Genomic DNA, 26,247 nt, shown 5'->3' on the forward strand with positions numbered 1-26,247 from the left:
TGGCTCCTGCCAGGGCCGTTTTTGTGCCTGGCAGGCACTGCAGGTAGCCGTACTGCCGGTAGGCCGGTAAAGCTGCAGGCGCAGCGAAACAAAATGCAGGACTCAAGCATTTTATAGCTGGCACCGTAGTTAACCCACGTTTACATTCTTCGTCCTATGGCTCAACGTACCCTTGCCGTCATTCAGGCACTCCGCGACACAGCCCAGCACCTTGCCACGCAAGCGCCTTATCAATGGGGCCACATGGGCAGCTGCAACTGCGGCCACTTGGCCCAGACGATTACCAAGCTCACCAAAGCCGAGATTCACGCCCGTGCGATGCAGCGCTACGGCGACTGGGAGCGGCAGCTGCTTGACTACTGCCCCACCAGCAGCCTGCCCATCGACCAGACAATTGACGAGATGCTGGCCGCTGGCTTCACCCGTACCGACCTCACGCATTTAGAGCGCCTCTCCGACCCGGCTGTATTGGCGGCCATTCCGTTCGAGCGCCGCAATGCCCTGCGCCACAACCAGCGCGACGACGTGGTGCTGTACCTGCGTACCTGGGCCGACCTGCTGGAAAACCACCTGCTGGCCGATATCCAACTCCCGCATCTGCTGCCGGCTCCGGCCGTGCTTGCCTAGCCAAGTCAGCTTGAACATCCCGCTCCTAGCTTATACAACCTTAAAGCCCCACCTGACTGGCGTCGGGTGGGGCTTTTTATGAGGTAGTACGCGGCCTCCTGCAGGGCAACTTTGCCTCTTTAGCAGAAGCCAAGCCTGACAGGCCCTTGCAGAGAACTAGCGGAACCTAGTAGTTAACGTTGCTGCGTTGTGCTTCGCGGTAATTCTCGGCGCGGTGGGCACGCTTGTATTCCGCATCAGCATTCGGGTCTTTCTCGGCGTCGGGGGCTTGCGAGCAGGAAGTCAGAAACAGCGGGGTGCTGGCGGCAAGCAGGAAAAGCAGACGGAATTTTTTCATGGCCCAAAGGTAAGCACCACCCGTAAAATCACAAAGCACCTTTTGCCCTATGAATTCCGGCTGCAGAAGGCACAGCCAGGTCAGGCGCAAGCGTCTGGGCCAGCAGCAGTTTATTACATAAGTAAACAACGAGAATCGTATCCGCTTCGGAGCCTTCTATGTCAACCTACCGAGTATTCGTCGCCGAGCCTGCTGGGCTTGTTTCCCTGGCTGTGGTACCTGGCCGTAGGTGCCGGAAGGCGAGTTCGTGCGTACTGGTCCAAAGCCTGTCTATAGCTTGTTACTAACTTTAGCAACCCCAATTCTATTAGCCGGGCAAAACGCGGTGTTTATTTCACTATACCCTGCCAAGAGGCTTGTCAAAAGGCTTAGCAAAACCTAGTACCAGAAAGCCTTACACCCCTCTTAGGCACCAATACAACTATACCAACAATCAAAAACACCTTTTTCAACCTAAATCAACATATACCATAACTTCAATCAAAATTCATAAACTATTGATATTAAACACTATAAATAAAAATATCAAAAGACGTGTCAGTACCTATTTTTGCATGCTGACATTTTGAATTATAGCTCTACATAAACGAAATAAATCTATAGTATTTCCATACCCATTGCCTGTCCCTATTACGGTTTTCAGCGCCATTTGGATGCTCACTGACAAATTGCACTGAGGAATAGCAAACATACCTAATACGGAATATTATCGTGGTGTGCTCGGATGGGGATTCGCACCGCGGTGACACCCCTGTTAGCCTTCTGGCTGGTAGTCGGTAAATGTGCCATCCCGGTAGAAAATCACGATCCTTCTTATTGCTTTTCCCTTGTCAGCAACCTGAGCTACAAGTGACGACTCAGAGGGCATGGCCAACTCAGAAGCCGGGGCTTGGCGATTTACGGCCGTTGCACCTTCGTTGCGGTTGTTTCCGTGGCCTACGGTGGCAGGCACGGTAGCTGTGGCTATTGCAGCCTGAGAATGCATATCGGTGTTTAGCGCAGAGGGTGGCAAAGCCTCTGTTGCCGTGCTCGAAGCTGCTACAGGCGCACTTGTAACCTGCTCAGCTGTGCCATTGCCAAATGAGATGCCTTGCTGCGCCTCACGGGCAGGTTTTGGCGCTTTTAGAATGCTTCGTCTAGCAGGAGCCGGGGGCAGCGCAGGCGCTGAAGGCAGACTAACGCCTGAAGCGGGCTCGGCAGCCATAGTTCCGGCACCGGTGAGCAGCCATGGCAGTGCAATGTCGGGGAAGGCTGCTATTATCTTCTGGACGACCTCCAGGCTGGGCTTATTACGGCCGCTCATTATGTGGCTCACTATGGGCCGGGCTACCCCTATTGCATCCGCAAACTGCGTTGGCGTAAGCTGTCTGGCCTCCAAAAGTGTTCTGATCCTTTCTACCATAACCGTTTCATTCGTTTGATTACAAATGTACAGTTATAATTTCCTGCTCATACCTGTAGTAGATAGTATACAATTGTATTGAATAGTTGTGTGTGCATTCCTGGCTGTTTACATATGTATAACATATGTAAACAGCCTACTCCTGTAGCTTCACTCCATAGTGCCGGTAAGCCACCGGCCCGAAAGTGGGGGCATAACAAAAGCCCCATCGTGCAGTATCAGCACAATGGGGCTTTCCAGTAAGAACTAATACGGACTTAGCTATCAGGCCTCAGCTTGCGGATTGCAGCCAGCCGGGAGCCACTTCCTTAATTAAAGTATTCTTTAGCCAGCGACTTGTCATGGCCATATATGTCGTCCCGGAAATGCACGTTGCCGGCGTTGTCTACCCAAGCCGTGAAGTAGACCAGGTAGACCGGCAGATGCTCCGGCAGGCTTACATACTTCTCCTCACGACCGGCTATGGTTTCTTCGATCTTCATCATGTCCCAGCCGGGCTTGTTGCGCAGCAGGTATTCAGCCAGTTTCAGCGGCTCGGCTACCCGTACGCAGCCGTGGCTGAAGCCCCGCTTCGCCTGGCTGAACAACTCATCGTGCGGGGTGTCGTGCAGGTACACATCGTTGGAGTTAGGGAAGATGAACTTCACGTCGCCGAGGTCGTTCTTGGGTCCCGGCCGACGGCGCAGCGTGTACTTCCAGGTAGCCGGGGTCAGGTTGGCCCAGTCGATGCTATTCGGATCGATGGGGGTAGCCTTGGCACCAGAGCCCTTCACCACCTCCATATCGAGCCGGTCGAGGGTAGCCTGCGCATTGGCCGCAAGCTTCGGGCGAAGCTCCTTATCGATGATGCTGTACGGCACGTTCCAGTAGGGAGCCAGCACCACGTATTCCATCTTGTCGCTGAAGACCGGGGTGGCATTGAGGGCCTTTCCTACGATAACCCGCATGTCGAAAACCTCCTTGTTGTTTTCAATCATGTGGAGTTTATAGTCGGGGATATTTACGAGCAGATAGCTCGGCTCGAAGCGCTTCGGAATCCAGCGCCACCGCTCCATATTCAGGATCAGTTGATCGATGCGCTGGGCTACCGGAATGTTGAGCAAACGCAACGTTTCGCCCCCTACTACCCCATCTGGGTTGAGGCCGTTTTGTGTCTGGAATGACTTTACTGCCTGCACCAACTCGGCATCATATTTCTCACCGGGCGCGGCTGCGAGCGGAACGGCAGTACCCGTGTTGTCCGGCTTGTTCGCTACTGTGCGGGCTGGAGTAACGGCCGGGTCTGCAACAGTTGGTGCAGCGGCAACCGGAGCCGCCGCCGGGGCTTTGGTACCCAGCAGGCGCTGGCGCAATGCAGCTACGGCCGGAGAGGTCTGGCCCGGCTTGAGCTTGGTAGTTGCCGGGATAGTAGCCCAGCCGCCATTGCGCTGTAGCGCACGGTATTCTGCCAAGGCCTTCTTCAGCTGGTCATATTCCGGATGCAGCGGCTCGAACTCGTAATACGGGTACGTGCTTTCGCGCTCCTTCAGAATCGTCATCAGCGCTTTGTGCAGCTTGATTTTATTGCGTTTCACCTGCCAGTCAATGGTCTTGACAGCGCGCGGGTCTACGGTGCCCCGGTAGAAATCGGAAGCCCAGTTGAAATACGTACCGGACAGCGCTACGTCAATCTCCTTTTCCAGGGCGTTGCGTTTGGTAGAGTCGGATTGGGCAGCCTCCAGGTCAGCGAAAAGCTTATCGAAGTCCTTGGTTCTGTATTCTTTAGGATCAAGGCCTTCATCGGCGGCCTTGTTCAGAACGCCCAGCATCGTCTTGGCCTGCGGTACCAGCTCGTGGTTGCGGAACCAGCCGAGGCGGAAATCCCGCTCCCGGTAGAACTTTTTGCCCCACTCAATCTGGTCTTTAAACTTGGGTTCGGCACTCATGTACTTCACGATGTACACGCTGTCGAGGGTTGGCTGAGGGCCACCGGCTTTGGCCGGGCCACCAGGCAGGGCATCCTTGATTTTCTCCTTCTGCTCCTGGCTACACGACGAGGCAGAGGCCAGCATCGTGAGGCCCAGAAGCCAGAACAGCAGAGTAGTCAGGAAAGCCGGACGAAATGATGAATTCATGCAGGTAAGTAAGAGGGAATAAAAGAACACGCTCAACCGGCATACTAGTAGCCAGTTGCGCGTTCTACTGTGTTCCGGGCCTATTAGTTGCCCACAGCACAGCTTATTCCACTGCCTGCAAGATAGCAGTTTTGTTGTTAGACTTTCCTATCAGCGGTCTTCCCAGTAAGTGTGGACGCAGTAGGAGTGCTGGTCTCATTTCGTTTGCTTTAGCGAAGAGATGTTATCGGCCGCCAGCCCAGCCGTTCCCAGCCACGCGGTCAGTTTTGGCTACCTTTGGCGCGCCCTGTAGCCCTCAAAGTGCTGGCTACGGCTTTCATGTACCTGCTCGTTTTCTTATGCCCGCTTCCACCATCTCCCCTATGCACACCACGCCCGATCCGCACAGCTATGCCCGTCCCACCGAAGTCAGCGTCCACCATCTGGCGCTCGACCTGGCAGTAGACTTTACGGCACGCCTACTACGAGGCACTGCTACCTGGCAGCTCCGCAACTCCGGCGCTACCGAACTGCTGCTCGATGCACGGGAGCTGCAGATTGAGGCCGTGCTGCTGGGCGGCCCAGCTGGTGAGCCTACCACCTTTGAACTGGGCACTATGGATGCCGTGCTGGGCCAGCCCCTGCGCATTGCCATTCATCCCGACACAGCTACCGTTACCATCCGCTACCAGACCGCGCCGGGGGCTGCCGCTCTGCAGTGGCTGAGCCCGGAGCAAACGGCCGGCCGCCAGTATCCGTTTCTGTTCACCCAGTCGCAGGCTATTCTGGCCCGCACCTGGATTCCCTGCCAGGACTCGCCCGGCATCCGGTTCACGTATGAAGCCCGTGTGCAGGCTCCAGTAGAGCTATTGGCGTTGATGAGTGCCAGCAACCCGCAAAAGCGCAATACCACTGGCGAGTACCATTTCCGGATGGACCAGCCGATTCCGGCCTACCTGATGGCACTGGCCATCGGCGACCTGGAATTCACGCCGCTCAGTGCCCGCACCGGTATCTATGCTGAGCCGATAACGCTGCCCGTAGCAACAAACGAGTTTGAGGATCTGGAGAAAATGGTGAGCGCCGCCGAAGACCTGTACGGGCCTTACCGCTGGGACCGGTATGATTTGCTGGTCCTGCCTCCCTCCTTTCCGTTTGGTGGAATGGAGAACCCGCGTTTAACATTTGTAACGCCTACGATTCTGGCCGGCGACCGTAGCCTGACCAGCTTGGTAGCGCACGAGCTGGCTCATTCCTGGAGTGGCAACCTCGTAACCAATGCTACCTGGAATGATTTCTGGCTGAACGAAGGCTTCACGGTGTACTTTGAGCGGCGCATTATGGAGAAGCTCTACGGCCGCCCCTACGCCGATATGCTGCAGGTGCTTGGCCATTCGGCGCTGCTCCACACCGTGGAAGAACTCGGAGCGACCAGCCCTGACACGCACCTGCACCTGAACTTGGCCGGCCGCGACCCGGACGAGGGCCTCAATGAAATTGCCTACGAAAAAGGCGACTACCTCCTGCTCACCTTGGAACACCTGGTGGGCCGCCCGGCGCTGGACACCTTTATTAAGGAGTACTTCGCCCGTCACAGTTTTCAGAGTATGGACACCGCTTCCTTTGTGGCGTACCTGCGCCGCGAGCTACTGGACAAGCACCCCGGACTGGAGGAGCAGGTCCAGCTCGGTGCCTGGATCAACCGGCCCGGCATTCCGGCCGTGGCTCCACCCGTCGGCTCGGCCCGATTTGATGCCGTGGAGGATGCGCTGCAAAACTGGCAGCAGGGCACGCCGGCACGCGTGCTGAACACCGACGAATGGAGCAGCCACGAATGGGTGCATTTTCTGCATGGCCTTCCCAAAGCAATGACTACTCCGCAGCTAACGGAGCTGGATGCGGCCTTCGGCTTCACGCTGTCCGGCAACGCCGAAATTCTGGCCGCCTGGTTTCCGCACACCATTGCTGCCGGCTACTCCCCCGCCTATGAAGCCCTGCATCAGTTCCTAACCCATGTGGGCCGCCGCAAATTTCTGGTGCCGCTCTACAAAGCACTGCTGGCCACACCCGGCGGCGCGGCGCGGGCCCGCCAGCTCTACGCCGAGGCCCGGCCCAATTACCATTCAGTCGCTACGAGCACCTTTGACGTATTAGTGGGCAAACCATAGCGCCGGATTTCCGCTGGGAATCTCACTTCCGGAAGCTCGACACTGATTTGGCTGGCCCGAAGCTTGCATTCGGACGACAGTAGTTTTATTTTTCGTTTTCCTTCAGTTGATTTTTTGCGTTGATGACATCCAAACCTCTCGGTAAGCTTATTGCCATAGGCGGCAACGAGGACAAGGGCACGTATCCCAATCCCCGCACAAAAAAGAAATACTACCTCAACTTTTTTGAGTTGGGCATTCTGAAACGGGTTATTCTGGAATCCGGTCAGGAAGACCCCCGCATTGAGGTCATCACCACGGCCTCCATGATTCCGGATGAAGTGGCCCGCATCTACATATCCTCGTTCACGATGCTCAACTGCAACAACGTGAACATAATGGATATCCGGACGCCCGAAGATGCCCGGCAGCCGGAATACCTGGAGCGCCTGCGCCAAGCCGACGTGGTGATGATGAGCGGGGGCAACCAGTCGCGGCTGACGGAAATGTTCGGCGGCTCCGAGTTTCTGCAGATTCTGAAGCAGCGCTACTACGAGCACCCCAACTTCATTATTGCCGGTACTTCAGCCGGGGCCATGGCCATGTCCAAAACCATGATCAAAGGCGGCAGCGTGCCCGACGCGCTGATGAAGGGCGCCGTGAAGATGGGTACCGGCCTGGGCCTGATCGACAATGTCGTCATCGACTCGCATTTTGTGAAGCGCGGCCGTTTCGGGCGTCTTATTGAGGCAGTGGCACTCCACCCCAAGCTCATCGGTATCGGACTGGGCGAAGACACCGGCGTACTCATCACCGAGGGCAACCACCTGGAGGCTATCGGTTCTAATATGGTCATCATCATGGACGGCCATAAGCTGGAGCACAACAACGCCGCCGCCGCCAAAAAAGGCGAGGCCATTTCCATCGAAAGCATGCTACTGCATGTGCTGGTGAAAGGCAACCTTTACGATGTGCGCCAGCGCGAATTCTATCCGGACCTGAAGCTGCGCCAACAGGCCGCCGACTCCATCCGGATGACGGCCGGCCAGGATGCCAATGCTTCGCCGGTATCCACAGAGGCTCAGTAGGCTGCTTTCAAGAGCAAAAGGCCTCGTATCCTGCAGGATACGAGGCCTTTTTATGCTCGGCTCACAGCGCTAGGCTACTCCTTATATATATAGGCCCCAAAACACCTGGCGCGCTAGTCCTTGTAAATACCAATGTAGAGGCCCGAACCCGAACCCATGCTGCCGCGGTACATGCCCTCAGAGTTGAAGGGCAGGGCAATATTGCCGGCCGCGTCTACGGCCACCAATCCACCTTCGCCGCCAATAGGCGCCAGCTTGTCGTGCACAACTACGCGGCAGGCGTCGGCCAGGCTCAGCCCGCGGTATTCCATCAGGCAACTAATATCGTGCGCTACCACGGCCCGCAGAAAAAACTCGCCGTGCCCGGTACAGCTGATGGCGCAGGTACGGTTGTCGGCGAAGGTGCCGCTGCCGATAATAGGTGAGTCGCCGATGCGGGAGTAGCGTTTGTTGGTCATGCCACCGGTGCTGGTCGCGGCGGCCAGGTTGCCGTGTTGGTCGCGGGCCACGGCTCCCACCGTGCCCATTTTCTTTTTCGGGTCTTGGTTACTGGCAAATGCGGCGGGCTCCGAGACGGGCGCTGTTGTTTCCGTGTGTACCGGCTCGGAGTGGTCGAGGCGCATGCGGCCTTCCTGCAGCGCCTCCTGCAGCTGGTCGTAGCGCTGCTGAGTGAAGAAGTACTCGGCAGACTGCAACGGCAGACCATGCTCCCGGGCCAGTTCGTCGGCGCCGGGGTAGGCCAGCAGCACATGGTCGGTTTTTTCCATCACGAGGCGGGCGGCCCGAATCGGATTCTGCACGGCGCGGGCTCCGGCTACGGCTCCGGCCGCCCGGTTGCGGCCATCCATAATGGCGGCGTCCATTTCATGGTGGCCTTCATGCGTGAATACCGCTCCCCGGCCAGCATTGAACAGCGGACAGTCTTCGAGACTGCGCACGGCGGCTTCCACAGCGTCGAGGGCAGGGCCACCCTCCCGCAGGATGGCGTGGCCGGCTTCCAGGCTCCGTTGCAGCGCCGCCTGGTAGGCCTGCTCCTTTTCGGGCGTCATCAGCCGGCGCGAAATAGTGCCGGCTCCTCCATGGATGGCCAGTGCGAAGGAAGAATTCATAAGTAAAGCAGCAAAAAGAAAAGTGGGAACGTAAGACAAAGGTACGTAGGCTACTGCCGCTAAGCCGTGCTAAAGAGGCTAGCCGGAACCCGTTTTTTTTCGTACGTTTGACAGACTGTTTTCACCCCCACAAACTATTACCCTTATGGCTTACGATGCTACCGGCCGCCTGCACGAAATTTTCGACGAACAGCAGGTGAGCGAGAAATTCCGCAAGCGCGAATTCGTTCTGGAAGTTGTAGATGGCCAGTACCCTGAGCATATCAAGTTCCAACTGGTGCAGGACAAAACTGCCCTCATCGACCAGTATAAAGTAGGAGACGAGGTTAAAATTGCGTTCAACCTGCGGGGCCGCGGCTTCAACAAGAACGGCCAGATGCTGTACTTCACCAACCTGGAAGCCTGGCGCATTGAGCCAGCTGCCGGCGGCGCTGCGGCTCCGCAGGGCGGCGGCTACCAGCAGGCGGCTCCCCGGGCTGCGGCTCCGGCCCAGAACCAAAACCCCAACCTGCGCGCTTCGTCGGCTCCTATTGCTTCCGACGACGACAACGACCTGCCCTTCTAAGCAACCCTTGTTGCGCTTAGGCACTACCAAAAATGCCGCTTCCAGAAATGGGGCGGCATTTTTAGTGGCGGACTATTACCGGACCCGTAGCTTGTAGCCGTTTGGCAGCATGTTGTCAGAACTTCTACCCGGTAGTTCTTCGTTAACGCACCTATGCCGGCCAACTGGTCCGTGTTTCTTCTTTACGCTTCTCCCCTTTCTGCGCATGGCCGCTTCTTCTATTTCTTCGCTGCACGGAAAAACGGCATTGGTGACGGGCGCCAGCAGTGGTATCGGGCTGGTGACGGCCCGTGAGCTGGCCCGCCGCGGGGCGCGCGTGGTACTGGTGGCCCGCAACCCCGACAAAGCCGAAAGGGCCCGCGCCGCCATTCAGTTTGCCGTACCGGAAGCCCAGCTGGAAGTTCGCCTCACAGATTTGTCGCTGCTGGCCAACGTGCGCCAGCTGGCCACCGACCTGCAGCGCGACCATAGCCAGCTGGATATTCTGGTCAACAATGCCGGGATTATGCCGGGGCCGCTCACGGTTACGGAGGAAGGCCATGAGTTGAGCTGGGCAACAAACCATCTGGCCGTTTTTGCCCTGACCAACCTGCTGCTGCCCCTCCTGAACGAAGCCCAGACCGGGCGGGTAGTGACGGTGGCATCGGAGGCACACTGGCTGGGCGAGATTGAGCCGCTGCAGGAAGCGCGCAACAACCCGGAAAAATACAGCTGGCTCACGGCCTACGCCGACTCCAAGCTGGCCAATATTCTGTTCACGAATGAGCTGGCGCACCGGCTGGAGCTTACCAACGTAACGGCGAACTGCCTGCATCCGGGCATGGTTAATACGGGCCTTGTGCATCCGGGCAGCTCATGGGGTATGAAGGCGCTGTGGTGGCCGGCCAAGCCGTTTATGATTAGTCCGGAGCAGGGTGCCCGCACCAGTCTGTATCTGGCCACGGCCCCGGAAGTGGCCCGCGTAAGTGGTGCGTATTTCAAAAACCTGCGGCCCGGCCGTTGCTCGTCCCGCTCCCAAAGCCGCACGGAAGCCGCCCGGCTCTGGCGTATTTCGGAAGAAGAAACCGGCATTTCATAGGCTCCTGCCAGGACAATTGTGTAGAGAAGGCGGTTGTTGGTACGCCTCATCCATCTTATTTCTTATGACTGATCTGCAGGAACTCATTCGCCGGGGTGAAGGCGAACAGCTGGAATTCAAGAAGAAAACCACGCATCCGTCGCGCATTTCGCGCACACTGGCGTCGCTGGCCAACACCCACGGCGGGCAGGTGCTGGTGGGCGTGGAAGATGATGGCCGCATTGTGGGAGTGCGCGACGCGGAGGAGGAAATCTACCTGCTGCGCCAGGCGGCACTACACTACGTAGAGCCCGCGCTGACGCTTTACATCAAGGAATGGGAGGAAGACGGCCGCACGGTTCTCATCGTGACTGTGCCCGAAAGTGCGCACAAGCCGCACCGCGCCCAGGTGGCGGAGGGCGACTGGCGCGGCTACGTGCGCGTACGCGACGAAAGTGTACAAACTAGCCAGCTCACCGAGAAAGCCCTACAGCGCCCCGACGACCTGGAAATGCCCCGCCTGGAAAAGCTGCCGCTCAATAAAGATGAACTAGCGGTACTCGACTATCTGGGTAGCCACCCGCGCATCACGCTGGCGCAGTACATGAAGCTGCTCAACATCGGGAAGCGGCGCGCCTACCGTACGCTCATCAAGCTCACACTGCACGGCTACCTCAAGCACCACGACAAGGAGAAGGAAGTCTATTACACGCTTTAAGCAAAAAGCCCCTTATCTTCCGATAAGGGGCTTTTTTGTTAGTCCTGCTGACGAGCCTTCAGGGCCTTTTTCTCTTCTTTGGCGGCCTTCTTCTCCTTAGTGGTTTTGGCCGGCTCTTTCTTCTTTTCTTTGCGGGGTTCCTGTGCTTTAGCCATGATAGTAGGAAATTGGAGAGTGAGAACTTGACAGCATAACGCTGCCGGCGGCCAGTGTGTTGCCCAACAGTGCGCTAAGCGGCCAGCAGTGGCAGATACCGCTCCTGCAATATATGCAGATGATGCGCTTCATGCCCGGCAATAATGAAATTCATGGCCCGTACGCTCACGGGCTGGCCGCTGGCCGTTCCCTGCCGGCCCAACTGCGCCTCGCTCAATGACTCAAGCAGGCTCAGCGTAGCCGCCCGCACAGTGTCGTATTCGTGCAGAATGCTGGTCAGAGACCGGGAGTCAGCTTCGGAAGCAGGCACATAGTCATCCTGCTCGAAGCCAGGTAGCGGCGTAGTGTCGCCGCGGGCAATACGCAGGGCGCGGTAAGCGAAAATACGCTCTGTATCAATCATATGCACCAGCATTTCCTTGATGCTCCATTTGCCGGAGGCATACCGAAACTGCCCCTGCTGCTCCGTCAGGCCTGTTAACAGGCGGCGCAATTCGGCCGGCTGGGCCTGTAGGGCTGCCAGCGGGTCGCCGGTGACAAGGCGGACATAGGTACCGTAGTACGGGGCATACTCGGTGGCGGCGGGTGGCGTGATGTGGCTCATGCGGCAAACGTAACACAAATTTCCTCTTACAAGGCCCGTAGTAACTCTCCATAACTCCGCATTACCAGAAGCCGTAGAGCCATTCATTCCCTGTCATTTTACCATCTACTATGTCTTCACTCGTCGAAAAAGGCCTTTCCATTTCCAAAAACGCGCTGTTCAGCGTCTTTCTCAACCGTGCCGGCAAGCTGCTCGGTCGCCCGTTCAAGGTGGTGTTGGTGCTGAACGAAGTGGCCAACAAGCTCGCCAGCAAGGAAAGCGGCGACAACAAGTTTAAGCAGGTATTCGACGTGGGCCGTACGCTGGTGCGCTTGGTGCGCAACTACGTGAGCGGCGAGTATCGGCAGGTAGAAACCAGCACCGTGGTATCGGCGTTGGGTGTGCTGCTCTACACACTTTCCCCCGTAGATCTGGTACCTGATTTTATCCCCGTGGTAGGTTTCCTCGATGATCTGGCCCTTATCAGCTGGTTTATTGAGAAGTTCCAGGGCGAAATTTTGCGCTTCCGGGAGTGGGAAAAAACCCACGCTGCCGAAGAAACCGACGACATTCCAGCGGCTTCCAGAAATCCGGCGGCCTCCAACACCAATACCCAGAACGCGCCGGCTGTAGCTGAGCTGGGGCATTCGTAAGGCCAGCCTGAGTGTTTATAAAAGCCCGATCTACAGCGTAGGTTGGGCTTTTTTGTGCATCCTTTCTCCCAAATAAGCGTCTGACTTCTGCCGGCTCCCCTGGCTGGTTATCTTTGCGTTTCGCCCACCAATTCCCCTCTTATGCGCATTACTTCGCGGCTGGCGCTGCTGGCCCTTACGTTTCTTTCCTTCCTGCCCCAGGCCCGCGCCGATGAGGGCATGTGGCTGCCGCTGCTGCTTAAGCAGCTCAACGAAGCCGACATGCAGAGCAAAGGCCTAAAGCTCACCGCCGACCAGATCTACTCCATCAACCAGGGCAGCCTGAAAGATGCCGTGGTGCAGTTCGGGGGCGGCTGCACCGGCGAAATCATCTCCGACCAGGGCCTGCTGCTCACCAACCACCACTGCGGTTACGGCCAGATTCAGCAGCATTCGTCGGTGGAGCAGGACTACCTCACCAAGGGCTACTGGGCCATGAACCGGGAGCAGGAGCTGACCAATCCGGGCCTCACGGCCACCTTCATCGTGCGGATGGAGGACGTGACCAGCCAGGTGCTGACCGGCGTACCAACCCAGAATATTCAGGAGGCCGACCGCGAAAAGCTGGTGCAGGCCAACATCCAGCGTATTGCGCAGGCCGCTGTGCAAGGCACGCACTACCAATCGTTTATCCGGCCGTTTTTCAATGGCAACGAATACTATATGTTCGTGACGGAGGTGTTCCAGGACATCCGGCTGGTGGGCGCGCCGCCGAGCAGCATCGGCAAATTTGGGGGTGATACCGACAACTGGGCCTGGCCCCGCCACACCGGCGACTTCAGCATCTTCCGCATCTACGCCGGCCCCGACAACAAACCCGCGCCCTATTCGGCCCAGAACGTGCCGTTCAAGCCGCGCCACCACCTGCCCATCTCGCTGGCCGGCGTGCAGCCCGGCGACTTCACGCTGGTATTCGGCTTCCCGGGCCGCACCAACGAGTATCTCACTTCGTGGGGGGTGGATGAAATTTACTCGGTGTCGGACCCGGCCAAAATCCGGATTCGCGAAGCTAAGCTGAAGGTGCTGGACGCTGACATGAAAGCCTCGGACCGGGTGCGCATTCAGTACGCAGCCAAGTACGCCAGCATTGCCAACTACTGGAAAAAATGGATTGGCGAGGTGCGCGGCCTGAAAAAGCTTGACGCCGTAACGCGCAAGCAGGAGCAGGAAGCCGTGTTCCAGCAGTGGGCCACTTCCGGCGACGATGCCCGCCGCGCTGCCTACGCCAACCTGCTCCCGCAGCTCCAGAAATACTACGCCACCAGCCGCGACTACACTCTGGCCCGCGACTACGTGACCGAAGCCGCGCTGGGTATCGAGTTGCTGGCCTATGCCAACAGCCTGCTCCCGCTGGCCGAAATGGTGGAGAAGAAAGCCCCGGCTGCTGAGCTGGCCGCCGCCATGGAAAAAGCCCGTGGCGGCACCGTCAACTTCTTTAAGAATACTACTCCTGCCACCGACCAGAAAGTGGCCGCCGCGCTGCTGCCGCTCTACGCCAACGGCACGCCACCCACGCTGCTGCCAGCCTACGTGCAGGGCCTGCAGAAGCAGTACGCCACCAAAGGCGGCTGGAACACCTACGTAGCCCAGCTCTACAGCAAGTCGCGCCTGACGAGTGAGGCCGGTGCCCAGGCCGTGCTGAATGAAGTGGCCAAAGGCAACGCCCGCGCCCTGCTCGACGACCCGGCGGCTCAGTTGGCTTCGTCCATCATCACCAACTACCGCACGGCCATCCTGCCCACTTACACCACCGCCACCGACAACATTGCGCTGCTCCAGCGCACCTACGTGGCCGGCCTGCGCCAGCAGCAAACCAGCCGCAAGTTCTACCCCGACGCCAACTCCACGCTCCGAGTGGCCTACGGCCAGGTGCAGCCCTACAACCCCGCCGACGGCACGAAGTACGACTTCTACACTACCCTCGACGGCATCATGGAGAAAGCCGACCCTACGAACCCCGAGTTTGAAGTGCCGGCCCGCCTCACAGAGCTCTACAACGCCAAAGACTACGGCCCCTATGCCTACAAAGGCTCGGTGCCAGTGGCCTTCATTGCCACCAACCACACGACAGGAGGCAACTCCGGCTCGCCCGTCATCAACGGCCGCGGGGAGTTGATTGGCACCAACTTCGACCGGAACTGGGAAGGCACCATGTCCGATATCATGTTCGACCCGGACCGGGTGCGCAACATCACGCTGGACGTGCGCTATATGCTGTTTGTGGTCGACAAATTTGCCGGGGCCAGCCACCTGGTAAAGGAAATGACGCTGGTAGGAGCTCCCAACGAAGCCAGCGCCCCGGTTGAGGGCAGGAAGCTGGAAAAAATAAAAGTAAAGCGTAAGCCCGCCCGCCAGAAAGCCAGCTAAGCGTCTGCGCCCCCCATTTGAAACGCCCGCTACTGGTATGTAGCGGGCGTTTTGTTTGCCTGTCACATACTGCGCCGTCGGCGGTAGCCTGAGTTGCGGCGGTAGTCTGGCGCACGGCCCCGGAGCTTTGCAAAACAGCGCAGAAACTATATATAGCAGCAGTAGCGCAGAGACCTTGCTTTATTCACAGGAGCAGGCTTTCTTGTAGCTGTTTAGTGTTGAATAGCTCGTGTATTTATGAAAATCTACCTACTGGCCGGCGTGCTGCTGGCTCTGCCGCTGCGTGCGGCGCTGGCGCAGCTTAGCCTGGAAGCTACCCGCCAAAATCTGCTGCGCGAAGGACTGGCCCTCTACACTTCCGAGCGGGCATCCTGGGTAGCCACCGACCTGCTGCAGGCCAGCAACTTCGAGACCCGGCAGGTTCGCAGCTACTTCAGCTACGCCACCCCCGACGACTCCGTACGCACGGTGTTCGTAGGCGGAACCCAAGCGGCTCCGCAGGTGCTTTTGGCCTATTGCTTCCCAATCGGCAACATCCGGGCGGCCAGCGCGCACCGTTCCGGCAGCCGCCCGCTAACGGAACGCGAGAAACGGCTGCTGGCCATCCGCACGAAATCAATGGAGGATTTGCCACGCGTTGCTGGTTTCGAAATACCGAAGAATGCCTCGCTGAACCCGGTGCTGCTGGAAAAAGGCGCTGAAACCTGGGTGTATGTGCTTACCGGTGCCACCGCCGCCGGCACCGTGCCGCTCGGCAACGACTACCTGCTGCGCTATGATTCGGCAGGCCGGCTACTCCGCAAAGAAAAGCTGCACAGCAGCTTTATTGCCCTCGGTGCGGCCCCGGCAGGCCAAAAAGTAGCGGCTACGCTGCATACGCATCAACCCGGCGCGGCAGCCTTCATCACCCCCACCGACATCTGCACGCTGCTTCTGTACCGCCATCAATTGCCCGGCAAGCAGCATGTGGTGTTAGGCGAAAAGTTCGTCTCGGTATTTACGCCGGCCGATGCGTCTCTGGCCCTGCTCACACGCAAGGCCTTTGAACAACAGCAAAAGCAGCCTTAGCCGGGCCGCTCAATTTCCAGCGCCTGCAGCTGCCCGGCATACTTGTCATATATATCGCGCAGGTCGGTGCCGTGCTTTTCGGCGTCTACCCCAATGCTGACGTTGCTCGTGTGGAAGCGGTGCAGATGGCTGATGTGGGGTGAGACAACCGGCAGGTATCCAGCCAACAAGAACCGCACGTACAGGTCCAAGTCTTCGGCCATTTTCAGCTCTTCGTCGTAGCCGCCTACTTCATCAAACAGCTGGCGGCTGTAGCACACATTGCCCTGAATGAAATGCTCGGCCCGAAAGATGGCGCGCAGCATATCGGCCGGCGTTTCGAATTTCCAGGCATAGTAGTCCTCGCCGGGTAGATAGCGCTTTTCCTCGTCCACCCGCAGAAAATCAGCCACAAACCACTGCTGACCAGGGTGGCCTTGCACTAGGCTAGCGTAGTGGAAGAGGCAGCGCTGTAGTAGCACATCATCATCATCGAGGGGCACAATCCAGCCGGTGGCCGTGGTCTGGCGAATAAGCAGGTTACGGGCCGGGCCGGGCAGCAGCTTGTCCGGCTGGCTGATGGTGCGCACGGGCGCCCCATCTTGGTGCACGGCTTCGCGTAGCCAATCGGCGGTGCCATCCGTGGAAGCATTTTCGCAGATGAAATGCTCATACCCGAAATCTAAGGGCGCTGAGACGGTGGCACGGACACTGGCCACGGCTTCGGGCAGAAACTGTCGGCGGTTGTGGGTAGGCGTAATTACAGTGAAGTGCATCGGAGAAAAGTCAGGAACAGTCTGCCCCATTATTCCGGCTTCGGCCTGAAAAAGTTGCCGATTGCCGTGCTGCCTTAACTCTGAGCCGTGAAATGGCGTTAAGCGCGTGTTGTTGATTTTTAGTTTCTTCCGGCCCGGTTTGTGCACTGTGCGGCCCACGTCCTTAACTTACGTTTCCGTTTATTCTCTTTATGATGCCTTTTTCCCGGTTTCCGGTTTTGTTTCTTGGCTTAGGAGTGGCTTTCGCCGCTTTTCTCCCCTCACCGGCCCCCGGCGCCGACCGTATCACGACGGAGCAGTTGATGAGCCGCCTCAGTAGCACCATCGAGAACCTGAAAAGTCTGCGCTGCAATGTGCGGGCCCAGGAGCGCTTGGCCGATGGCAAATACCAGCAGGCGCGCACGGCCATGAAAATGACGTTCGGTCCGTTGCGGGTATACCTCAAAAACGCCAAAGGTATTGAAGTGCTTTGGGTGACAGGCCAGAACGATGGCGACGCCTGGGTGTACCCCAACAGCTTTCCGTACGTGACGCTCAACCTGGACCCGAACGGCTCCGTGATGCGCAAAAACCAGCACCATACGGTGCTGGATGCGGGTTTTGGCACCATCGCCGACCTCATCAAAGGCTCCAGCCAGCGCCGCGACCATAGCTTCGAGAAGAGTTTTCGCTACGCCGGCGACACAACCATTGCGGGCCGCCCGTGCTACGTGCTTCGCTCCGATTTTCCGCAGTTTCGCTACGTGGCTTATAAAGCTGTGGCCGGCGACACCCCCGAGCGGATTGCCGACAAATTTGGCTGCGGCGAGTACCGCGTTATGGAGCGCAACGGCCTCAGCCCCGGCGAAAAAGTTGAGGTAGGCCGTACCCTGCAGGTGCCCAACAGTTACGGCCGTCGCACCATTGTCTGCGTCGACCAGAAGATTATGCTCCCGCTAGTGGTGCAGGTAAACGACGACAAAGGCCTGTTCGAGAAGTTCGAATTCAGCGACGTAGTAGCCAATCAGCCCATTCCCGCCGCCGAATTCACTAAGGGTTTTCCGGGCTATAAGTTCTAACACAAAACGTCATTCCGCGCGGCGTTGAAGAAGCTTGCTAGTGTAATAGATGATTCTACCACACTAGCGAGCTTCTTCAACGTCGCGCGGAATGACGTTTCTAGCTATGCTGCTATCGAAGCTTAGCGGCGCATGGCTTTTTCGATTTCGTCCCACATCGGGGCCGGAATGGCTTCGAGCTTGTTGAACTCACCGGCCCCGTTCAGCCACTCCCCTCCATCGAGAGTTACTACTTCTCCATTCATATAGGCCGAGAAATCCGACACCATGTAGGCGGCCAGGTTGGCCAGTTCTTGATGGTCGCCGACGCGCTTGAGCGGCACGGACGCAGCCGGATCGAGCTTTTTAGCTAATGGCTCAGGAAAAAGCCGGCTCCAGGCGCCTTCTGTTGGGAACGGGCCGGGGGCAATGGCGTTGGAGCGGATGCCGTACTTGGCCCATTCCACGGCCAGTGAGCGGGTCATGGCCAGCACGCCAGCTTTGGCAGCCGCCGAAGGCACTACGTAGGCCGAGCCAACGGAGGCATAAGTCGTCACGATGTTGAGGATGGTGCCGGGCTTTTTGTCCGCAATCCAGCGCTTGCCGAAGGCCAGCGTGCAGTTGTAGGAACCACGCAGCACAATATCCACAATTACATCAAACGCCTTGTGACTCAGGCGTTCCGTGGGGCTGATGAAGTTGCCGGCCGCATTGTTAAGCAGCACATCCACCCCGCCAAACGTGTCGATGGTTTTCTGCAGCATGGCTTCTACCTCCTCGTATTTGCGCACGTCGCACTGCACGGCCAGCACGTTGGTGTTCTGGGTCTGCTCGCGCAGCTCAGCAGCCGTTTTTTCCAGCACGTCCAGCTTGCGGCTGCTGATGACGACGTTGGCCCCCAGCTGCAGAAAGTAGGTGGTCATGGCGCGGCCGAGGCCGGTGCCACCACCTGTCACGACGATAGTTTTGCCTTGGAGCGCGTTGTCGCGGAGCATGGGTTGGGCGTACGGGTGAGCAGACATGAAGTGGGAGGTTGAGAATGAAAAATAAATGCACAGGACCAAAATGCCACAGCAGCCACGAGGTGTCATTTTATATTCATAAAATGACATATTTCAAAGGCTGCGTGGGGCTGCTTGGGGAGGCAACCGGTGGGCAAGTTCAAAAAAACTCCTAACATAGTCCCGCTTGGCGCGCATGCCTAGGTTGCGCCCTTCGTCGTAGCCCTTCGGCCACGCAGTAAATTTCCGCACCTTTACCCCGCATGGCTGATTCTCCCCACTCTTCCCGAACCGCTCCCACAACCGTTGCCGTACTTGGCTGCGGCTGGCTGGGCCTACCACTGGCCAAGGCGCTGGTAGCAGAGGGATACGCCGTCAATGGCTCCACCACCACTCCTACCCAGCTGCTCACCCTGCGCGACGCGGGCATCCGGCCCTACCTGCTGCGGCTGGGCCCGGAGTTTTCGCAGATTGATGCCGACTCGCTGCACGCGCTGCTGGCCGGGGCAGATGTGCTGGTGCTGAATGTGCCACCCCGCGCCGCGGCCGCCGGGGCCTACCCGGCCCTGCTCCGGCCGGTAGGCTCGGCGGTGGCGGCAGCCGGCGTGCGGCACGTGCTGTTCGTCAGCTCCACGAGCGTTTATCCCAACGAGAACCGGCTCATGCGAGAAGGAGACGCCGTTTCGTCGCCGGATGCGCCCTCCGATTTGCTGCGGGCCGAAGGGCAGTTTACGCCGCGCTGGGGCCAGTGGCTGACGACGGTTGTGCGCCTGGGCGGCCTGTTCGGGCCCGAGCGGCCGCCCGGCCGGTTTCTGGCGGGCCGCCACAACCTGCCGCAGGGCAACGCACCCGTCAACCTCATTCACCTCGAAGACTGCGTGGGGCTGCTGCTACACATCATCCGCGAGAAAGCCTGGGGCTATACCTTCAATGCCTGCGCCGGCCAGCACCCGCCGCGCCGCACCTTCTACCCCGCCGCCGCCGCTGTATTGGGCCTGGAGGCGCCCACGTTCCAGCCCGAAACCACCGAAACCAGTGGCAAAATCATCGACAGCAGCCTGCTGCACCAGGTGACGGGCTACCAGTTCCGGCACGACAATGTGCTGGCCGCGCTACAAAGCTGCTAAGCAACAGGGCGACGCTTACGGTGCCTGCACCAGCAGCCGGCTGCTGGCGGCAGGCACCTCGCCGGCCAGCAGCTGCACCACGTACAGGCCCACGGGCAGCCGGGCGGGCAGCGCCAGCCGTTGGCCGGGCCGTGCCACCAGCCCCGGCCAACGGCTGGCGCAACACCTCGCGGCCCAGCGCATCGAGTAGGCGCAGCGCCAGCGGGGCAACTGCCCCGGCGGGGCGCTGCCAGGGCACCTGCACCGCCTGCCCGGCCGTAGCCGGCTGCGGGTAGGGCGCCAGCCCGCCCCGCCCGGCGGGCGCGGCCGTCGCCTGCACCGTAGGGCAGGGCGTGTAGAAGCGCGCCACAAAAGCCGGAAACGTGTTTCCCTGGGGCGACGCCTGCACGGAGCGCCCGGCCACCACAAACGAGGAATCGGGCAGCGGCTGCCAGTCGTAGGGGCGTGGGTCGGTGATGGTTTGGGTGCAGTAGGTGCGCAGGCCCCGGCGCTGGCCCTGGGCACTCAGGCGCAGCAGCTGCAGCCGGTTGCTGGGGGTACGGCCCCCGCCGGTGGTGTAGAGCGTGAGCAGCGTGCCATCGGGCTGCTCGTATACCTTGCAGGAGTAGAGCTGCGGCTCGTTGGCGGGCGGGTCGAGGCGGTATTGCCACACTACTTGCAGCGCCGTGTCGAACTTCATCACCAGCCCGTAGCTGCGGGTGGGCTCGTTGCTGTAGCTCAGCCCTGCCGTCATGACGTAGCCGCTGCCGTCGCGCAGAGTAATGGTGTTGTTCCAGAGTCGGCCTTGGGTCACGTCTACTCCCACTACCTGCGGCCGGATAATACGGCTGCGGCGCACTTGCCCCAGCGAGTCGGTTTCGAGCGCCCAGAAATCAAAGCCATACACTGGGGATTGTACCCCGCCGGTTACTAAAAGGCCGTTGCGGGGTGCCGTTGTGAGATGCGCGGTGTAGGCGCTGCCGAATGCTGGGCTGGCATAGCTGCGTGCCCACTGGAGAGTACCTGTGGTGTCAGTACACAACAACGAGTAGTGGGGCATTTGTGTGGATTACCCGGTGCCGGCCCCGTCGCTGATGCCGGCCACGTAGTAGTAGCCGCGCCGGGCCAGCAGGCGCACGGGTACGCTTTCCAGTGTGTCGCGCGGAATGCGCACCGTGCGCACCGTATCGCCCCGGCTATTTAGCCATTGCAGGTAGGTAGAGCCGTTGATACCGTTGCCGGGGAGGATGGTAGCGGGTGGCAGCCCGCCGGCAAATACCACTCCCGTGCCCCAGGGCCGCAAATCACTCTCACCTGACCGCCAATCTGGGGAAGCTCGCTGCCATACCAGATTCCCATTTAAGTCGTAGCGGGCGAAATGACCTTGGGTTCTATATTGAGTATAATAATTTGTTTCGTTTGCATAAATGCTATTCGCAGTAATTTGCATTCGAACGACTGTCGAAAACACTGTTCGGGGATTGGGGTTTCTAAAAATGCTAGTCTGCTCCCAATTTGTTTGTTGGCCTTGTGCAATCTTCAACAGCCCAATTATGAGCCACAAGCTCAAGTAAATTCGCAGTTTCATATACAAGAAAAGCCCAACTACCATGAGTAGTCGGGGCTTAAGTAGAGTGTCTAGTGAATAGCTACTTTTTGTACGGCCAGCAGCGGGCGACCCGTGCGCCGGTACTGTTCTAGGAAGTTAAGTCCTACGGCCGGAAAGGCTCGTCGGTTGGTGGCGGCCAATGTCCGCACGTAGGCTCCTGGCTCCACCGTATCGGGCTGCTCTACCATATAGCGGTGTTGGAAATTGCACCCATCGTTGTGCCTGTAAGTAATTGATCAATGGAACACTAAGTATACGGATTTCACTGCTCAATCTCCTGCCTATATCCTTTCTGATGGGCCACATACCGTGCCTGCCGCTTTCCACTGGCGGCGGCCGCCGTCGCCACGCGGTTCCGGTCGTACCTTTGCCGGCGTGAAGCATTCTAATTCGACGGTGGCGGTGCTGGGTGGCGGGGCAGCGGGCTTTTTCGGGGCCATTGCCTGCGCCGAAGCCAACCCGCGCCTTACGGTGTATCTGATAGAAAAAACCGGCAAGCTGCTGAGCAAGGTCCGAATTTCGGGCGGCGGCCGCTGCAACGTAACCCACGCCGCCGATACCCCTGCCCAACTCGTGGCGCACTACCCGCGCGGGGCTAAGCAGCTCAAGGAGCCCTTCCGGCAATTTGATGCCCAGGCCACCATCCGTTGGTTTGCGCAGCGGGGCGTGGCGCTCAAAACCGAGCCCGACGGCCGCATGTTCCCCGTCACCGACTCGTCGGAAACCATTGCGCAGTGCCTGCTGGACGCGGCCCGGCAGGCGGGCGTGCACATCCTTACCCATACCCAGCCCGAGCAGATTGATCCTCTGCCCGACGGTGGTTTCCGCCTGCGCCTCACCGGGTCCCACGCCACCGACCTGACGGTGGACCGGCTGCTCATTGCCACGGGCGGCGCCCCCAAAGCCGACCAGTATGAGTGGCTGCGGCAACTGGGCCACACCATTGCCGCGCCGGTGCCCAGCCTGTTCACTTTCAACGTGCCCGACTCGCCGCTGCGGGAGCTGCCCGGCGTGAGCGTGCCGCGGGCCCGAGTACGGGTGGCCGGCGAAAAGCTCGAATACGAAGGCCCCGTGCTGGTGACGCATTGGGGCGTGAGCGGCCCGGCCGTGCTGAAGCTTTCGGCCTGGGGCGCGCGCCGCCTGCACGAGCTGAGCTACCAGAGCACGGCCCTCATCAACTGGATTCCGGAACACACCGAGGCCACCCTGCGCACCTGGCTGCATGAGTACCGCGAGCAGAGCGGCCGCAAACTCGTGGTTTCCAATCCAATATTTGGGTTGCCACAGCGGCTGTGGCGCACGCTCACGGAGCAGGCTGGCATCGGGCCCGAAGTACGCTGGAATGAGTTGCCAGCCAAGCCGCAAAACCGCCTGATTGAAGCGCTGTTGAACACGGCCCTGCCCGTACGCGGCAAAACCACTTATAAGGATGAGTTTGTGACCTGTGGCGGCGTGATGCTGGGAGAAATAGACATGAAAACCATGGAAAGTCGCCGCGTACCCGGCCTACACTTTGCCGGCGAAGTACTTGATATCGACGGAATTACGGGCGGATTCAACTTTCAGGCAGCCTGGACCACGGGGTATCTGGCCGGTCGGGCTATGGCTGCCGCCGCCGAATAGCCTACCATCCTGGACCTGACAAAGATCAGCTTCTTCTCGTTTCAGTGCCCGTAACCCTGGCAGGAGTTTGGGAGTAAAGAAGGGCATAACCCACCTTTCTTACCACTTAATCTACAATTCCTCATGGATACTAAAGTAGTCCAAGCCGGCCTCAACGAACTTCTCGACACGCTGAAAGATGGCCAGAAAGGCTATGCCGAAGCGCTAACTGACGTGGAAGACGCTGACCTGAAACAGATTTTCAAGAAATACGCGGCCCAGCGCTCCGAGTACCTGACCGAGTTGCAGGATGAGATGCACAAGCTAAATCTGCATCCGAACCAGGAGTCGGAGTCTTCCATCACGGGCACTATCCACCGCGCCTTCATCAACCTGAAAGGGTTGATTACCAGCAAAGACCGCCACAGCATCCTAGCTGAGTGCGAACGGGGCGAAGACTACGCCAAAGGAGCTTACGAAAAAGCCCGAAAAATCGAAGGCTTGCCCGGCAACCTGAGCACCCTTATTGCCAAGCAGGCCGCCGGCATCAAGCAGGGCCACGACGAAATCCGCGACCTGCGCGACGCCGCCAAAAAATAAGCACTGATGGTGCCGATAGAGTTGATTTAACAGCCTTCAACTTTCCAGCCATAAAGAAAGCCGCTTCTACTGGAGCGGCTTTCTTTATGGGCATTTGCGAAACCACTGGCGAATTCTACCCGTCAAATACTGAATTAACGCAAAAGAGCCACTTCTGACGAAGTGGCTCTTTTGCGTTAATTGGCTTAGATTGAAATCAATTCAATCTGCAAAATCTGTGATATGATTTAGCTGTCGTCGCGCTTGCCTTTGTAGCCGCCGCCGTAGCTGCTGCCACCTTCGCGGCGGTTGCCGCCACCATAGGAGCCGCCGCCGTAGCTACCGCCACCGCGGTTGCCGCCGTAGCTGCTGCCACCACGGTTGCCACCGTAGCTGCTGCCGCCTTCCCGACGGTCGCCGTAGCTACCGCCGCGGTTGCCACCGTAGCTGCTGCCGCCTTCCCGACGCTCACCGCCGCCGAAACCGCCGGTGCGGCGCGGACGCTCGCCGCCGCCGAAGCCGCCGCGGTTGCCGCCTTCCTGCTGCGCGTCGCCTTCCTGGCGGGGCGTCGCAATGTTGAAGGCCACCGGACGCCCCTGGATGGAGCTGCGGCCGAGCTGGCTCACTACCTCTTCTACGAACTCGTTCGGTACTTCCACGAAGCTGAACTTGTCGTAGAGGGCAATGTCACCGACTTTGCTGGCCGTGAGGCTGGTGTTTTCGGCAATCAGGTCCACGATGTCGCGGGGGTGCAGACGGTCCTTCTTGCCCATCGTCACGAACAGACGGGTGAAGCCGGCGCGGGCCGCGCCTTGGGTACGGCTGGCGTCCAAGCTTTCCTGAGCGCGCTTGTCTTCCTTCATCGTCATCTTCAGCAGAGCGGCGGCCACGTCCAAAGACGTAACGGCTTCTTCCTGCTCCTGGTCGATGAGGCGTTGCACGCGGGCAATGTACTTATCCAGGTTGCCCTTCACAATCACCTCCTTGATGGAGTTGAGCATGAGGGTGGTTTTCACCTCCGACACATCTTCGAAGGACGGCACGCGCTCCTGCTTGATGTTGGCTTTGGTGAAGCGCATGATGTCGCGCAGCTTGTAGATGTCGCGGCCGCTCACGAAGGTAAAGGCCTTGCCCTGCTTGCCGGCGCGGCCGGTGCGGCCGATGCGGTGCACGTAGTACTCCTCGTCGGCGGGCAGGTCGTAGTTTACTACCACTTCCACGTTGTCCACGTCGATACCGCGGGCGGCTACGTCGGTAGCTACCAGGATTTCGAGGGTGCCTTTGCGGAATTTATCCAGCGTGTTCTGGCGCTGCTGCTGGCCCATGTCGCCGTGCAGACCTTCGGCGAAGTAGCCTTTGGCTTGCAAATCGCCCACAATCTCGTCCACCATGCGCTTCGTGTTGGCGAAGACGATGCCCGACTTGATGTTGTACATGTCGATGAGACGGGTCAGCACGTCTTTTTTCTGCGGACCGCGCACCTCGAAGTAGCTCTGCTCGATATTGGTAACCGTCATTTCCTGATGGTTCACCTTCACGATCTGCGGATCCTTCTGGTAGCGCTTGGTCATCTCCATGATCGGCTTGCTCATGGTAGCCGAGAAGAATACCGTCTGGCGGTCTTCGGGCATTTTCTTGAGCACCGTCTCGATGTCGTCGCGGAAGCCCATGTCGAGCATTTCGTCGGCCTCATCGAGGATGATCATTTTGCAATGCTCCAGCTTGAGCGTACCACGCTCAATGTGGTCCATTACACGGCCGGGGGTACCGATTACGATCTGTACGCCACGCTCCAGGGCGCGGAATTGACGGTCGTAAGAAGAGCCACCGTAGATCGGCACGACGGCCAGACCACGCTTGTACTTGCCCAGTTTCTGGATTTCGCCGGAAACCTGAACCGCCAGCTCGCGGGTGGGGCAGAGCACGAGGCACTGCACCTCACGCGAGTCGGTATCGACCCGCTCGATGGCGGGGATGGAGAAGGCGGCGGTTTTACCGGTGCCGGTCTGGGCCTGGCCGATTACGTCGCGGCCCTGGAGCAATACCGGGATACCGGCAGCCTGGATGGGGGATGCTTCTTCGTAGCCAACTTCGGTGATGGCACGCTGCATTTCTTCAGAGAGGGTCAGCTCGCTGAACTTGGTCTTAACGGTTTCGTTTTCCATGTCTGTGTTGATGGAGTGGAGTGAATAGCTCTGAAAACAGCGGATTCAGCGACGCTCTTCTCCCACTCTACACAACGACAAGTGACGGAAGCAACGGACGGAAGACAAAGCCGGCCCAACAAGTTTCTTTAAAGGCAGCTCTCAAGCTGCGCGGAACGTGGCCGTTCTCAAATGCGGGTGCAAAGATACGGATTATTTATTGGGAAAGCAGATGACAGTTTGAATTTTGTCCGTCATCCGGAGCTTGTGAAAGACCTTACCAGGCAAGAGCCTGCTGTTGTTAGGTGTGATAAGATCCTTCGCAAGCTCAGGTTGACGGATATACTAATCGGGCATAAAAAAAGCAGGATCCCCAAGGGAACCTGCTTTTCTAAGTATCCGAAA

The 26,247-nt window shown here is 58.8% G+C and carries 23 protein-coding genes and 1 pseudogene; 13 read left to right on the forward strand and 11 right to left on the reverse strand.

What is annotated here, in order from left to right; genetic code table 11:
* Positions 1–156: 156 nt before the first annotated feature.
* Entirely contained in the window at positions 157–627 is a 471-nt protein-coding gene (locus IC231_RS13720; protein ID WP_190785086.1) for a hypothetical protein, read from the forward strand.
* Between the two features lie 166 nt (positions 628–793).
* On the opposite strand, the gene IC231_RS13725 is transcribed toward IC231_RS13720, so the two are convergent.
* The 3 genes from IC231_RS13725 to IC231_RS13735 all read right to left on the reverse strand — a co-directional run bounded on the left by IC231_RS13725 (position 794) and on the right by IC231_RS13735 (position 4,480).
* Positions 794–964 (reverse strand): hypothetical protein, encoded by a 171-nt coding sequence (locus IC231_RS13725; RefSeq protein ID WP_190785087.1) that lies wholly within the window; start codon positions 962–964, stop codon positions 794–796.
* Positions 965–1,718: 754 nt separating this feature from the next.
* The gene (locus IC231_RS20440) at positions 1,719–2,366 is read right to left on the reverse strand and encodes a helix-turn-helix domain-containing protein (protein WP_190785088.1); all 648 of its coding nucleotides are present in this window, start codon (positions 2,364–2,366) and stop codon (positions 1,719–1,721) included.
* A 308-nt stretch (positions 2,367–2,674) separates the two neighbouring features.
* A complete protein-coding gene (locus IC231_RS13735; RefSeq protein WP_190785089.1) occupies positions 2,675–4,480 on the reverse strand; it encodes a L,D-transpeptidase family protein in 1,806 nt (601 codons plus the stop codon).
* Positions 4,481–4,818: 338 nt separating this feature from the next.
* Here IC231_RS13735 and IC231_RS13740 point away from each other — a divergent pair, with 338 nt between their 5' ends.
* Positions 4,819–6,627 carry a M1 family metallopeptidase gene (locus tag IC231_RS13740; RefSeq protein WP_190785090.1) on the forward strand — a complete coding sequence of 603 codons (1,809 nt, stop codon included), beginning with the start codon at positions 4,819–4,821 and terminating at the stop codon, positions 6,625–6,627.
* Between the two features lie 122 nt (positions 6,628–6,749).
* Positions 6,750–7,694: a cyanophycinase gene (locus IC231_RS13745; RefSeq protein ID WP_190785091.1), complete on the forward strand. Its 945-nt coding sequence runs from the start codon at positions 6,750–6,752 to the stop codon at positions 7,692–7,694.
* Between the two features lie 113 nt (positions 7,695–7,807).
* Here IC231_RS13745 and IC231_RS13750 read toward each other — a convergent pair whose 3' ends face one another.
* Positions 7,808–8,803 carry an isoaspartyl peptidase/L-asparaginase family protein gene (locus IC231_RS13750; RefSeq protein ID WP_190785092.1) on the reverse strand — a complete coding sequence of 332 codons (996 nt, stop codon included), beginning with the start codon at positions 8,801–8,803 and terminating at the stop codon, positions 7,808–7,810.
* Between the two features lie 145 nt (positions 8,804–8,948).
* Here IC231_RS13750 and IC231_RS13755 point away from each other — a divergent pair, with 145 nt between their 5' ends.
* The 3 genes from IC231_RS13755 (at position 8,949) to IC231_RS13765 (ending at position 11,143) form a co-directional block, all read left to right on the forward strand.
* The gene (locus IC231_RS13755) at positions 8,949–9,368 is read left to right on the forward strand and encodes a DUF3127 domain-containing protein (RefSeq protein ID WP_190785093.1); all 420 of its coding nucleotides are present in this window, start codon (positions 8,949–8,951) and stop codon (positions 9,366–9,368) included.
* Positions 9,369–9,573: 205 nt separating this feature from the next.
* The gene (locus IC231_RS13760; protein WP_190785094.1) at positions 9,574–10,446 is read left to right on the forward strand and encodes an SDR family oxidoreductase; all 873 of its coding nucleotides are present in this window, start codon (positions 9,574–9,576) and stop codon (positions 10,444–10,446) included.
* 64 nt (positions 10,447–10,510) lie between these two features.
* Entirely contained in the window at positions 10,511–11,143 is a 633-nt protein-coding gene (locus IC231_RS13765; protein WP_190785095.1) for an AlbA family DNA-binding domain-containing protein, read from the forward strand.
* A 229-nt stretch (positions 11,144–11,372) separates the two neighbouring features.
* Here the strand turns inward: IC231_RS13765 and IC231_RS13770 are convergent, their stop codons facing one another.
* On the reverse strand, positions 11,373–11,903 hold the full coding sequence (locus IC231_RS13770; protein WP_190785096.1) for a DinB family protein: 531 nt from the start codon (positions 11,901–11,903) through the stop codon (positions 11,373–11,375).
* A 365-nt stretch (positions 11,904–12,268) separates the two neighbouring features.
* Between IC231_RS13770 and IC231_RS20445 the strand changes: the two are divergent.
* From IC231_RS20445 to IC231_RS13785, 3 genes and pseudogenes are all read left to right on the forward strand, one after another.
* A pseudogene (locus IC231_RS20445) lies at positions 12,269–12,367 on the forward strand (YkvA family protein); the annotation flags it as partial.
* A 309-nt stretch (positions 12,368–12,676) separates the two neighbouring features.
* A complete protein-coding gene (locus IC231_RS13780; protein ID WP_190785097.1) occupies positions 12,677–14,941 on the forward strand; it encodes a S46 family peptidase in 2,265 nt (754 codons plus the stop codon).
* 237 nt (positions 14,942–15,178) lie between these two features.
* On the forward strand, positions 15,179–16,009 hold the full coding sequence (locus IC231_RS13785) for a hypothetical protein (RefSeq protein WP_190785098.1): 831 nt from the start codon (positions 15,179–15,181) through the stop codon (positions 16,007–16,009).
* Here IC231_RS13785 and IC231_RS13790 read toward each other — a convergent pair.
* A complete protein-coding gene (locus IC231_RS13790; protein ID WP_190785099.1) occupies positions 16,006–16,764 on the reverse strand; it encodes a glycosyltransferase in 759 nt (252 codons plus the stop codon). The genes IC231_RS13785 and IC231_RS13790 overlap by 4 nt on opposite strands.
* A 191-nt stretch (positions 16,765–16,955) precedes the next feature.
* Here IC231_RS13790 and IC231_RS13795 point away from each other — a divergent pair, with 191 nt between their 5' ends.
* Positions 16,956–17,822, forward strand: coding sequence for a LysM peptidoglycan-binding domain-containing protein (locus IC231_RS13795; RefSeq protein WP_190785100.1), 867 nt, complete (start codon positions 16,956–16,958; stop codon positions 17,820–17,822).
* Positions 17,823–17,944: 122 nt separating this feature from the next.
* Here the strand turns inward: IC231_RS13795 and IC231_RS13800 are convergent, their stop codons facing one another.
* Positions 17,945–18,823, reverse strand: coding sequence for an SDR family oxidoreductase (locus IC231_RS13800; protein WP_185889693.1), 879 nt, complete (start codon positions 18,821–18,823; stop codon positions 17,945–17,947).
* A gap of 242 nt (positions 18,824–19,065) precedes the next feature.
* Here IC231_RS13800 and IC231_RS13805 point away from each other — a divergent pair, with 242 nt between their 5' ends.
* On the forward strand, positions 19,066–19,929 hold the full coding sequence (locus tag IC231_RS13805; protein WP_190785101.1) for a Rossmann-fold NAD(P)-binding domain-containing protein: 864 nt from the start codon (positions 19,066–19,068) through the stop codon (positions 19,927–19,929).
* On the opposite strand, the gene IC231_RS13810 is transcribed toward IC231_RS13805, so the two are convergent.
* The 3 genes from IC231_RS13810 to IC231_RS13820 all read right to left on the reverse strand — a co-directional run bounded on the left by IC231_RS13810 (position 19,847) and on the right by IC231_RS13820 (position 21,705).
* Positions 19,847–20,968, reverse strand: a complete 1,122-nt coding sequence (locus IC231_RS13810) for a hypothetical protein (protein WP_190785102.1) — start codon at positions 20,966–20,968, stop codon at positions 19,847–19,849. The genes IC231_RS13805 and IC231_RS13810 overlap by 83 nt on opposite strands.
* Positions 20,969–20,977: 9 nt before the next feature.
* Positions 20,978–21,211 (reverse strand): hypothetical protein, encoded by a 234-nt coding sequence (locus IC231_RS13815; protein WP_190785103.1) that lies wholly within the window; start codon positions 21,209–21,211, stop codon positions 20,978–20,980.
* A gap of 335 nt (positions 21,212–21,546) precedes the next feature.
* Positions 21,547–21,705: a hypothetical protein gene (locus tag IC231_RS13820; RefSeq protein ID WP_190785104.1), complete on the reverse strand. Its 159-nt coding sequence runs from the start codon at positions 21,703–21,705 to the stop codon at positions 21,547–21,549.
* A gap of 187 nt (positions 21,706–21,892) precedes the next feature.
* On the opposite strand from IC231_RS13820, the gene IC231_RS13825 reads away from it, so the two are divergent.
* Both IC231_RS13825 and IC231_RS13830 read left to right on the forward strand, forming a co-directional pair.
* Positions 21,893–23,140, forward strand: a complete 1,248-nt coding sequence (locus IC231_RS13825; RefSeq protein WP_211539060.1) for a BaiN/RdsA family NAD(P)/FAD-dependent oxidoreductase — start codon at positions 21,893–21,895, stop codon at positions 23,138–23,140.
* A 123-nt stretch (positions 23,141–23,263) separates the two neighbouring features.
* Positions 23,264–23,719 (forward strand): PA2169 family four-helix-bundle protein, encoded by a 456-nt coding sequence (locus tag IC231_RS13830; protein WP_190785105.1) that lies wholly within the window; start codon positions 23,264–23,266, stop codon positions 23,717–23,719.
* Positions 23,720–23,946: 227 nt separating this feature from the next.
* Here the strand turns inward: IC231_RS13830 and IC231_RS13835 are convergent, their stop codons facing one another.
* Positions 23,947–25,863 (reverse strand): DEAD/DEAH box helicase, encoded by a 1,917-nt coding sequence (locus tag IC231_RS13835; protein ID WP_190785106.1) that lies wholly within the window; start codon positions 25,861–25,863, stop codon positions 23,947–23,949.
* Between the last annotated feature and the right edge of the window lie 384 nt (positions 25,864–26,247).

This window comes from Hymenobacter duratus, assembly GCF_014698995.1.
GTDB lineage: Bacteria > Bacteroidota > Bacteroidia > Cytophagales > Hymenobacteraceae > Hymenobacter > Hymenobacter duratus.